Raw genomic sequence first — 9,602 nt, 5'->3', positions numbered from 1 at the left:
CCAGCAAGCCAATCACCACCAGCGCCATCGCGGGCAGATAGATGCGCAGCGGCCGAACGTTCGCGACCGCATCCCGACGCAGTACACGCAGCGGTTGCGTCGCCATCAGCAAGCGGTACGGACGTAAACCTACCAGCAGCGAAATCACAAACATCGCGCCAATCGCCCAGAGCCACGGCCAGAAACTCGCCGCAGGCAGCGCGCCCGGCAGCACCGGTTTCAGCATCAGCAGCAGAATCACTTCAATGCCTTGCCCCAACGCGCTTCCAACAATCGCCGCCAGCAGCAGCACCGCCAGCCACTGGCCAATAATCAGCCGCTGCAGCGCCTTACGGGTTGCGCCCAACGTTTTCAGCACCGCCACCAAATCGTAGCGGCTGCGGCAGTAATGACTCATCGCCACCGCTACCGCAGCAATCGCCAGCATCAGCGTCAGCAAGGCCGAAAGCAGTAAAAATTGCTGCGCGCGCTGCATTGAGCGGCCCAGTGCATCTTCCGAGTTATCGACGCTGATCCAGCGCTGATCGGCTTTTAGCTGTGGTTCGATCCAGCTGTCATAGCGCGCCAGCGGTGCCGGGTCGCCAGAGAATTTGTAGCGCCAGCTCAGGCGGCTGCCCGGCTGCACAGCACCGGTTTTCTCCACGTCAGCCAGATTCATCAGCAGACGCGGCGCGGTCTGAAACGGATTGAAGCCGCCATCCGGCTCCTGAATCACTTCACCAGCAATGCGCAGCGTGGTGTCGCCGACATCCACGCTATCGCCCACTTTCAGATTCAGTAGCGCCAGCAAACGCGGCGCGGCCAACACCGTGCCCGCTTGCGGGCGTAAGCCCGGCGGATTAGTTTGCAGCGTGCCAAACATTGGATAGGCATCATCCACCGCTTTCACGTCCGCCAGCTGCGGCGTCTCTTGCGCAAACGTCATGGTCATAAAGTGCAGCTGGCTGCTGACCGATAACCCTTCGTCACGCGCTTTATTGAGCCACGCCTCCGGCGCGGGCGAGGTGGTGCGCAGCGTGCGATCGCCGGCCATAAAGTCGCGGCTCTGCTGGCTTAAACCTTTTTCCATGCGATCGCTGATCGAGCCCAGCGCCAGCACGCAGGCCACGGCTAAAGTGAGCGCCATCCAGACAATCAGCAGCGAGGGCGAACGCCACTCGCGCCAGAACCAGCGCCAAATCATGACTCCTCCCACAACTTGCCGTCACGCAGCCGTAAGCGGCGGTCGCAGCGCGCCGCCAGTTGTTCATCGTGCGTCACCAGAATCAGCGTGGTGGCAAAATCGCGGTTGAGGGAGAACAGCAGATCGGCGATGCGATCGCCGGTTTTACGGTCGAGGTTGCCTGTGGGTTCATCGGCAAACAGCAGGCCGGGACGGCCGCTAAAGGCACGCGCCAGCGCCACACGCTGCTGCTCGCCGCCAGAAAGTTGGGCTGGTAAATGATGCAGACGATCTTTCAAGCCCAATAAAGTAAGCAACTCCACCGATTGCGCACGGCTTTCGCGATCGCTGTCGCCACGCAACAGCGCCGGGAGTTGCACGTTTTCCAGCGCGTTCAGCGTCGGCACCAGCATGAAGGATTGAAATACAAAGCCCACTTCGCGCGCGCGCAGCGCCGCTCGCTGCTCTTCATTCATGCTGTGCAGCGGCTGGCCAAGCAGATGCACTTCGCCGCTGCTGCCGTCGTCCAGTCCGGCCAGAATGCCCAGCAGCGTGGATTTGCCAGAGCCGGACTCACCAATCAGGGCGATGGTCTCAGCTGGTTTGACAACCAGCTCAACTCCGGTAAGGATGGTCAGCTGATGCTCTCCCTGACCGACGGACTTAGTAAGATGATGAACTGCAACAATGTTTTCCGCTGGCATTATCCCTTCCTGTTGTTATTGCTTCTGCTGGTGTCCCGCATCGCCGCCGCCGATACCTTGCTGGTATTGGGCGACAGCCTGAGCGCCGGGTATCGCATGTCGGCCACGGCGGCCTGGCCGAGCCTGCTGAATAAAGAGTGGCAACAGCAGCCCAAAGTGGTGAACGCCAGCATCAGCGGAGATACAGCCGGACAAGGGCTGGCGCGTTTACCGGGCCTATTAAAACAGCATCAACCCCGCTGGGTGTTAATCGAATTGGGCGGTAACGATGGCCTGCGCGGTTTCCCGCCGCAGAATATCGCCGCCGATCTGACCAAAGTGATCGACGAAGTGAAAGCCGCTAAAGCGCAGCCGCTGCTGATGCAAATTCGTCTACCGGCCAATTATGGACGTCGTTATACGGAGGCGTTTAGCGCGATCTATCCGCGCCTGGCACAGCAGTACGACATTCCTCTGGTGCCCTTCTTTATGGAGCAGGTCTACCTGAAGCCGGAGTGGATGCAGCAGGATGGAATTCACCCCAATCCGGATGCTCAGCCGTTTATCGCCAACCTGATGGCGACCGAACTGGCTCCGTTAGTAAAGCATGATTAATGCAGACGTGTGATTTTTAACGGGTAAAAAAATGCAAAGAACAATTCTCATCACCGGCTGCTCGAGCGGCATTGGTTTGGTCGCCGCAAATGACCTTTTATCGCGCGGCTATCGCGTGCTGGCCGCCTGTCGCCGCGCCGACGATGTGGCGCGCATGGAAGCACTGGGATTTACTGGCGTACAGCTCGATCTCGATGATGCCGCCAGCGTCGATGCCGCCGCCGATCGCGTGCTGGAACTCACCGATCATCGCCTGCACGCGCTGTTTAACAACGGCGGTTTTGGTCAATATGGGCCGCTCAGCAGCGTTTCGCGTCAGCAATTAGAGAAGCAGTTTTCCACCAACCTGTTTGGCACTCATCAACTGACCATGCGCCTGCTGCCTGCGCTGCAAGCCAGCGGCAACGGGCGCATCGTCAATACCAGCTCGGTGCTGGGACTGATCTCCACGCCGGGTCGTGGTGCTTATGCCGCCAGCAAATGGGCGCTGGAAGCCTGGAGCGATGCGCTGCGTCTCGAAGTGCGCGACTCAGGCGTGCGCGTCAGCCTGATTGAGCCGGGCCCGATCAGCACCCGTTTCACCGATAACGTGCATCAGGGCCAGCAGGATAAACCGGTGCGCAATCCGGGCATCGCCGCGCGTTTTACCCTGCCGCCAGAAGCGATTCTGCCGAAGCTGCGCCACGCGTTAGAGAGCAAACATCCGCGTCTGCGCTATCCGGTGACGCTGGTCGCCTGGGCGATGAGTCTGCTGAAACGTCTGCTGCCAGGTTGGATACTGGATCGCATTTTGCGCAGCAACTAAGCTGCAACGCAGAATCAAACTTGAACCGGGGCAGCTTGCCCCCATATCCTCAACACACTTTCTGACAAGAGACGTATTCATGTCACACGCTTTGATTATCGACATCAACGAATCCAACCTGCAGCAGACCTTAGAACAGTCGATGCAGCTGCCGGTGCTGTTTTATTTCTGGTCCGAACGCAGTCAGCACTGTCTGGAACTGACGCCGGTGCTGGATCGCCTGGCGCAAGAGTATGCGGGTCAGTTTATTTTGGCGAAGCTGGATTGCGATAAAGAGCAGATGGTGGCATCGCAGTTTGGCCTGCGCTCCATTCCAACCGTTTACCTGTTCCAGAACGGTCAGCCGGTGGACGGCTTCCAGGGACCGCAGCCGGAAGAGGCCATTCGCGCCCTGCTGCAAAAAGTGTTGCCGCGTGAAGAAGAGGTTAAAGCGCAGCAGGCGATGCAATTGATGCACGAAGGCAAACCGCTGGAAGCGCTACCGCTGCTGAAAGACGCCTGGCAGCTCAGCAACAAAAACAGCGAAATTGGTTTCCTGCTTGCTGAAGTGCTGATCACCCTGAACCGCAGCGACGAAGCCGAAACCGTGCTGGATGCGGTGCCGTTGCAGGATCAGGACACGCGCTATCAGAGCCTGGTTTCGCAAATCGACCTGTTAAAACAGGCCGCCGATACGCCAGAAATTCAGCTGTTGCAGGAGCAGTTAGCCAGCGATCCAACCAATGCCGAGCTGGCTGCTAAACTGTCGTTACAGCTGCATCAGGTTGGCCGCAATGAGGAAGCGCTGGAGTTGTTGTTCAGCTTCCTGAAAAGCGATCTCAGCGTCGGTGACGGCCAGGTGCGTAAAATGTTCCAGGAGATTTTGGCCGCACTCGGCACCGGCGACACCCTCGCCACGCGCTATCGCCGCCAGCTTTACTCGCTGCTGTACTGATCGGTACCGCGCGTTAAACGGGCCGAACGACTCGGCCCGACAATCTGACAGCCAGGAGGTTATATGTTAACGGTAATTCCCGTCATCATTGTGCTCGCACTCGTTACCGTGTGGGCCGGTGTAAAAATTGTTCCACAAGGCTATCAGTGGACGGTAGAACGCTTTGGCCGTTATACCAAAACGCTGGAACCTGGCCTCAATCTGCTGGTGCCGTTCATGGATCGTATTGGTCGTAAAATCAATATGATGGAACAGGTACTCGATATCCCTTCGCAGGAAATCATCTCTAAAGACAACGCCAACGTCACCATTGATGCGGTGTGCTTTATTCAGGTTGTCGATCCGGCGCGCGCCGCCTATGAAGTCAGCAATCTTGAACTCTCGATCCTCAATCTGACCATGACCAATATCCGCACCGTGCTCGGCAGCATGGAGCTGGATGAGATGCTGTCGCAGCGCGATAACATCAACACGCGTCTGCTGCATATCGTCGATGAAGCCACCAATCCGTGGGGCGTGAAAATCACCCGTATCGAAATCCGCGATGTGCGCCCGCCGCAGGAACTGATCGCCGCGATGAACGCGCAGATGAAGGCTGAACGTACCAAGCGCGCCGACATCCTTGCCGCCGAAGGGGTGCGTCAGGCGGCGATTTTGCGCGCCGAAGGTGACAAGCAGTCGCAGATCCTCAAAGCCGAAGGTGAACGCACCTCCGCCTTCCTGCAAGCCGAAGCCCGTGAGCGTCAGGCGGAAGCGGAAGCCACGGCGACGCGCATGGTTTCCGAGGCGATAGCCGCCGGCGATATTCAGGCGGTGAACTACTTCGTGGCGCAGAAATACACCGACGCGCTGCAAAAAATTGGCGAAGCCAACAACAGCAAAGTGGTGATGATGCCGCTGGACGCCAGCAGCCTGCTCGGTTCAATTGCAGGTATCAGTGAGTTGCTGAAGGAGAGCCGGACGGAGCGCCGACCATGATCCTGATGGAGTTGATTGCGCATCCGCACTGGTTCTGGCTGACATTGGGCGGCCTGCTGCTGGCCGCCGAAATGCTCGGCACCAGCGGTTATCTGCTGTGGAGTGGCTTAGCCGCCGTCGCGGTGGCGCTGATTGAATGGCTGTTTCCCCTCTCATGGACCAGCCAGGGCATTATGTTTGCGGTGATGACGCTGCTCAGCGCGTTTTTTTGGTATCGCTGGATGCGCTATCGCGAATCGTCGCAGGTCGCCAACACGCTTAACCAGCGCGGCAATCAGTTAATGGGCATGCAGCTGACGCTGGATAACGCGCTGAAAAATGGCCTCGGTCACGTGCGTATCGGCGACAGTAGCTGGCGCGTGCAGGCGGATAGCGATCTGCCTGCGGGCACGCCAGTGATTGTCACCGGCGTGGTCGGCATTACGCTGATGATTCAGCCGCGCTTTCCATCAGCCTGATGGCAGCAACCAGCCAGATGATTGATGATCGGGCACTCGGCGCTGTCATCGCCGGGACAAGCTTCCGCCAGCTCCAGCAAGCGCGCGCGCATCGCATGTAACTCTTCAATGTGCGCAGCAATCTCGTCGGCTTTCTGCAAGGTGCGCGCTTTAACATCGGCGCTGTGGCGCGCGGGATCGTTGAACAGCGTCACCAGTTCACGGCACTCTTCCAGCGTAAATCCCACCTGACGCGCCTGACGCAGCAGATTCAGCTCATCAATATGGTGCGCTGCGTAATGACGATAGCCATTGTCACTGCGCGACGGCGGCGTCACTACGCCCTTCTCTTCGTAGAAGCGAATCGCTTTGCTGGTGAGTCCGGTTTTTTTTGCCACATCGCTGATGTTCATTTTTCCCCCTTGACCTTCCATTCAGGGGAAGGTTTAGGCTTTAGTTCTAATGCAAATTTTGCATGCAGTCAAAATCATTACCTGAGGAGTTAACTATGTCACATACCCAACTGCTGGCGCTGGACGGCTTGTCCTGCGGCCACTGTGTTAAACGCGTTAAAGAAGCGCTGGAGCAGCGCAGCGATGTTGAACAGGCTGACGTTACGCAGCAAGAAGCACGCGTCACCGGCGCGGCAAGCGCCAGCGATCTAATCGCTACGGTTGAACAAGCCGGTTATCACGCCGTACTGAAAGACGGCGCAACCAGCCCAAAGCCTGATCCGTTGACAGCTACAGAGCCGCCGCCGGAGGCGCTGACAACGGAGTCGCAACCGGCACCATCCACTGAAGCGGTGCATCACTTACTGATAGGCGGCATGAGCTGCGCCAGCTGCGTGAGTCGCGTGGAACAAGCGCTGCAAAAGGTGCCGGGCGTTAGCCAGGCACGCGTCAATCTCGGTGAACGCAGCGCGCTAATATTGGGCGATGCAAAAGCTGAAGCGCTGGTGAGCGCTGTCGATCAGGCCGGTTATTCCGCTGAAGTGATCGATGACGAACAAATCCGGCGCGAACGCCAGCAGGTCAGCGCGCAGCAAGCCATGCGTCGCTTTAGCTGGCAATCGGCGCTGGCGTTGCTGCTCGGCGTGCCGATGATGATTTGGGGCATGCTCGGCGACAACATGATGCTGAGCGCAGATAACCAAACGCTGTGGCGCACGCTCGGCGTCATCACCTTGCTGGTGATGGTGATTGCCGGTGGGCACTTCTACCGCAGCGCGTGGCGCAGTTTGCGTCACGGTACCGCCACCATGGATACGCTGGTGGCGCTGGGAACCGGCGCGGCGTGGCTCTACTCGATGAGCGTCGCCCTATGGCCCGAATTCTTCCCGCATCAGGCGCGTCATCTCTATTTCGAAGCCAGCGTGATGATCGTTGGCCTGATCAATCTCGGCCACGCGCTGGAGCAGCGTGCACGCCAGCGCGCCTCGAAGGCGCTGGAACGATTACTGGATTTAACCCCGGCGCAGGCGCGGGTCATTAGCGAACAGGGTGAAACGCTGCTGCCGCTCAGCGAGGTTCAGTCCGGCATGACGCTGAAGCTGGTGACCGGCGATCGCGTGCCGGTGGACGGTGACGTCGCCAGCGGCGAAGCCTGGCTTGATGAAGCGATGCTGACCGGTGAAGCGGTGCCGCAGGCCAAACAGCCGGGCGACAAAATCTTTGCCGGTACGCTGGTGCAAGACGGCACGCTGCACTTTGTGGCGCGCGCCACCGGCAGCCACACCCGGCTTGCGCGCATCATCAATCTGGTGCGTCAGGCGCAAAGCAGCAAGCCGGATATTGGCCGACTGGCAGATCGCATCTCCGCGGTGTTTGTACCGGTAGTGGTGGCGATCGCGCTGCTAAGTGGTTTGATTTGGTATCTGGCGGGTCCGCAGCCGCAGCTGGCTTACACGCTGGTGATTGTCACGACAGTGCTGATCATCGCCTGCCCTTGCGCTTTGGGTTTAGCCACGCCGATGTCGGTGATTGCAGGCGTCGGACGCGCCGCTGAACTGGGCGTGCTGGTGCGAGACGCCGATGCGCTTCAGCGGGCCAGCGAAGTCGATACCATTGTGTTTGATAAAACCGGCACCCTGACGCGCGGCACGCCGCAGGTTAGCGATGTGGTGCTGTATGGCGACTGGAATCGTGAGCAGGTGCTCAGCGCGGCGGCACAGATGGAGCAAGGCTCCAGCCATCCGCTGGCTAAAGCCATTCTCGATGCTGCGCCTGCGGTGAACGCCGAAGCGGTTAAGCAATTTCGTACAATACGCGGCAAAGGTATCAGCGCTACAGTGGCCGACAGAACGCTGCTACTGGGAAATCAGGCGCTGCTGGATGAGCAGCAGATTGATTACCGCGCCGCGCAGGCCGATATCGAACGCTTCGCCGCGCAAGGCGCAACGCCGGTGCTGCTGGCCGATAATCAGCAGCTGCTGGGATTGATCGCGCTGCGTGACAGCTTGCGTCCCGAGAGCAAAGCGGCGATGCAGCGTCTGCATCAGCAAGGTTATCGTCTGATTATGCTGACCGGCGATCACCAGAAAACCGCGCAGGCGATTGCCGCCGAAGCAGGTATTGATGAAGTGATTGCCGGCGTGTTGCCGGATGGCAAAGCGCAGGCGATTACGCAGCTTCAGCAACAAGGCCGCAAAGTGGTGATGGTCGGCGACGGCATCAATGATGCGCCCGCGCTGGCACAAGCCGATGTCGGCATTGCGATGGGCGGCGGCAGCGATGTGGCGGTAGAAACCGCCGCCATGACGTTGATGCGAAACGATCTGCACTGCGTCGCCGATGCGCTGTCGATCTCTAGCGCCACGCTGCGCAATATGCGGCAAAACCTGTTGGGTGCCTTTATTTATAACAGCCTGGGGATTCCAATTGCGGCGGGCGTGCTCTATCCGTTTACCGGCATGCTGCTGAGCCCGATTGTCGCGGGCGCAGCGATGGCGCTGTCATCAATTACCGTGGTGAGCAACGCCAACCGTTTGTTGCGCTTTAAGCCCGCGCAACGGCAATAGCCATTACAGCCCTGTTTTTCATCGGATGAAATCGCTAGCATGGTTTTTTGCCTTAAAAAGGACAGGGAATGAGAAACGGTCTGTGGCACAGCATCCAACAACGGATCGCGACCCTTTTCCCGGCTAGCTACAGCTGGCCGGCCATGGATATTCAGCTGGGCGATCGTCGTTTGCATCTGGCGGGCAGCATTCACATGGGCACGCGCGACATGCAGCCGCTGCCTGCCGGACTGTTGCGTCAGCTGCATAAAGCCGACGCGCTGATTGTTGAAGCCGATATCACTCAAGGCGGATCGCCGTTCAGCAATGATGATGAACATCCGCCGCTGGCCATGCGGCTCGACGACGAGGTGCTAAAGCGCCTGCAGGCCTTGTGCGATGAGCTTTCGCTGTCATTGAGCCTGTTCGATACGCTGCCGTTCTGGCAGATCGCGCTGATGTTGCAGGCGCAACAGGCGCAGCGGCTGGGATTGCGTCCGCAGTTTGGTATCGATTATCAGCTGTTGCAGGCGGCCAAAGCGGCTAACAAACGTATTATCGAGCTGGAAGGCCCGGAAACGCAGATCGCCCTGCTGAAATCGCTGCCGCAGGATGGTTTGCCGCTGTTGCTGGATACACTGGAACACTGGCATACCAACGCACGTCTGCTGCAAACCATGATCAGCTGGTGGCTGGACGCGCCGCCCACCCAGCAACCGGTCGCGCTGCCAACCACCTTTAGCAGCGAGCTGACCGACACGCTGATGCGCAATCGTAATCAGCACTGGCGCGAGTTACTGCTGGCGTTACCGAAAGGGCGTTATGTGGTGGCGGTGGGCGCGCTGCATCTGTATGGCGATGATAATTTGCCGGGACTGCTGAAGGGTTAACGTATTGGTCGCCATAAATGGCGACCTGCATTTCAAACATGCACAAAACACAAAAAAAGAAGGCCAATAATGATATTGGCCCGTCAAAGAGGAATTTGTT

10 protein-coding genes are annotated in these 9,602 nt (G+C 58.7%); 7 read left to right on the top strand and 3 right to left on the bottom strand.

The window, feature by feature from the left end; all coding sequences use genetic code 11:
* Together RTY00_RS12590 and ybbA are read right to left on the bottom strand one after the other, a co-directional pair.
* The coding region (locus RTY00_RS12590) for an ABC transporter permease (protein WP_312664684.1) at nt 1–1,183 on the bottom strand (1,183 nt) is incomplete at its 3' end.
* Nucleotides 1,180–1,866, bottom strand: a complete 687-nt coding sequence (gene ybbA, locus RTY00_RS12585) for a putative ABC transporter ATP-binding protein YbbA (protein WP_008103831.1) — start codon at nt 1,864–1,866, stop codon at nt 1,180–1,182. The genes RTY00_RS12590 and ybbA, both read right to left, overlap by 4 nt.
* Between ybbA and tesA the strand changes: the two genes are divergently transcribed.
* The 5 genes from tesA (at nt 1,834) to RTY00_RS12560 (ending at nt 5,635) form a co-directional block, all read left to right on the top strand.
* Nucleotides 1,834–2,460, top strand: a complete 627-nt coding sequence (gene tesA, locus RTY00_RS12580) for a multifunctional acyl-CoA thioesterase I/protease I/lysophospholipase L1 (RefSeq protein ID WP_175501722.1) — start codon at nt 1,834–1,836, stop codon at nt 2,458–2,460. The genes ybbA and tesA overlap by 33 nt on opposite strands.
* A gap of 31 nt (nt 2,461–2,491) precedes the next feature.
* Nucleotides 2,492–3,265, top strand: coding sequence for an SDR family oxidoreductase (locus tag RTY00_RS12575; RefSeq protein WP_312664683.1), 774 nt, complete (start codon nt 2,492–2,494; stop codon nt 3,263–3,265).
* Between the two features lie 79 nt (nt 3,266–3,344).
* On the top strand, nt 3,345–4,199 hold the full coding sequence (locus RTY00_RS12570; protein ID WP_008103837.1) for a co-chaperone YbbN: 855 nt from the start codon (nt 3,345–3,347) through the stop codon (nt 4,197–4,199).
* Nucleotides 4,200–4,262: 63 nt separating this feature from the next.
* Nucleotides 4,263–5,177 carry an SPFH domain-containing protein gene (locus RTY00_RS12565; protein WP_008103839.1) on the top strand — a complete coding sequence of 305 codons (915 nt, stop codon included), beginning with the start codon at nt 4,263–4,265 and terminating at the stop codon, nt 5,175–5,177.
* The gene (locus RTY00_RS12560) at nt 5,174–5,635 is read left to right on the top strand and encodes an NfeD family protein (RefSeq protein ID WP_409519136.1); all 462 of its coding nucleotides are present in this window, start codon (nt 5,174–5,176) and stop codon (nt 5,633–5,635) included. The genes RTY00_RS12565 and RTY00_RS12560 overlap by 4 nt, the downstream gene beginning before the upstream one ends.
* On the opposite strand, the gene cueR is transcribed toward RTY00_RS12560, so the two are convergent.
* Complete coding sequence (gene cueR, locus RTY00_RS12555) at nt 5,611–6,027, bottom strand: Cu(I)-responsive transcriptional regulator (RefSeq protein WP_061717431.1); 417 nt, start codon at nt 6,025–6,027, stop codon at nt 5,611–5,613. The two genes, RTY00_RS12560 and cueR, sit on opposite strands and share 25 nt — an antisense overlap.
* 95 nt (nt 6,028–6,122) lie before the next feature.
* On the opposite strand from cueR, the gene copA reads away from it, so the two are divergent.
* Nucleotides 6,123–8,633, top strand: a complete 2,511-nt coding sequence (copA, locus tag RTY00_RS12550) for a copper-exporting P-type ATPase CopA (RefSeq protein WP_312664682.1) — start codon at nt 6,123–6,125, stop codon at nt 8,631–8,633.
* A 68-nt stretch (nt 8,634–8,701) separates the two neighbouring features.
* Complete coding sequence (locus RTY00_RS12545; protein WP_312664681.1) at nt 8,702–9,502, top strand: TraB/GumN family protein; 801 nt, start codon at nt 8,702–8,704, stop codon at nt 9,500–9,502.
* The last annotated feature ends 100 nt before the right edge of the window (nt 9,503–9,602 follow it).

The organism is Pantoea sp. CTOTU49201, assembly GCF_032054795.1.
Classification (GTDB): domain Bacteria; phylum Pseudomonadota; class Gammaproteobacteria; order Enterobacterales; family Enterobacteriaceae; genus Pantoea; species Pantoea symbiotica.
This window is presented reverse-complemented; position numbering and strand designations above follow the sequence as displayed.